1 protein-coding gene is annotated in these 1,162 nt (G+C 64.6%); it reads right to left on the bottom strand.

Annotated elements, in window-relative coordinates:
• Nucleotides 1-35 precede the first annotated feature (35 nt).
• Nucleotides 36-965, bottom strand: coding sequence for an IS110 family transposase (locus ACLBYB_RS32615; RefSeq protein ID WP_447701355.1), 930 nt, complete (start codon nt 963-965; stop codon nt 36-38).
• Nucleotides 966-1,162: the final 197 nt, after the last annotated feature.

The raw sequence follows: 1,162 nt of genomic DNA, 5'->3' as shown, positions 1-1,162 counted from the left end.
TTTGTACCGAGCCAATTGAGCGACTGTCTTGGCGGTCAAGCGGTTTGCCATGGCGCTCCGTCCCTCAGGATGGCGTTGAGGATGGTGATCAGCTTCCGAGCAGTGGCAATCAGAGCAACGAGCTTGGGCTTGCCGGCCGCGATGAGCCGGTCACGGAAGGTTTTCAGCGCGGCGTTGTGACGGCTGGCCACGAGGGCGCCCATGAACAGTGCCGTGCGGACGGGCGCGCGACCGCCCGCGATAAAGCTCCTGCCACGCCACTGACCGGATTGCCGCGTCCAAGGGGCCAAGCCGACCAACGCGGCGACTTGCTTTCGGTCAAGGCTCCCCAGCTCGGGCAGCTCTGCGATCAAAGTCCGCGCGATCGTCGATCCGATGCCGGGCACAGAGGTCAGAAGGGTCACCTTCCTGCGCCATGCCGGGGACCGGTCTACCGCTGCATCAATCGCGCGGTCGACCACACCCCGCTCCTGCTCCAACGCCTCTATGACGCGCCGGACGCTGTCTCGAATGCAGGATGAAGCTTGGCTCGCTCGCTGCCGCTCAGACGCAATCAGACCAACGATCTGACGGCGTCTCGTGACAAGATCAGCCAACGCCTGAGTCTCGGCATCGGCCCGTGCGCGAACGGGCGGATTGGTGGCCGCCGCGAACCGGGCGATCACCGTGGCGTCTATGCGGTCGGTCTTGGCACGTTGGCCCAGCGCGTGAGCAAAAGCACGGACCTGTGCTGGGTTCACGATCACGGTTGGCAGCCCGCAGGTGGTGAGGGAACGTGCCACCAAGGCTTCCAAACCGCCGGTCGCCTCAAGGACGACGAGCTTCGGCTTCAGGGGCCGGAGGCGTTCGCACAGCTGCTCCACGCCCTCGGTCGTACGATCAACGGCGAAGTTTGCCCCTGCGGGATGAACGTGAATATCGAGGCGGCCACGAGCCACGTCGATCCCGACAACAGGAGCGTCCATCTGATCCCATCCTTGCGCAAGCGGGCTTCGCGTTGAGCGGCCCAAGCGACTGTTCGGGTTCGATGGAACGGCGGGCGAGGACCCTGGCTCACTTGCGGGCTTGGTGGCCCCAGAGGCTAACGGTCTCTCACCCGCCACCGCGCCGAGAAGTATACCCGACGCGGGATGGATCAAGTTACAAGAGGCTACTGCATGGT

Source organism: Methylobacterium sp. D54C (genome assembly GCF_053345595.1).
Note: the sequence above shows the minus strand (reverse complement) of the source record. Positions and strands in the feature narration are given on the sequence as shown.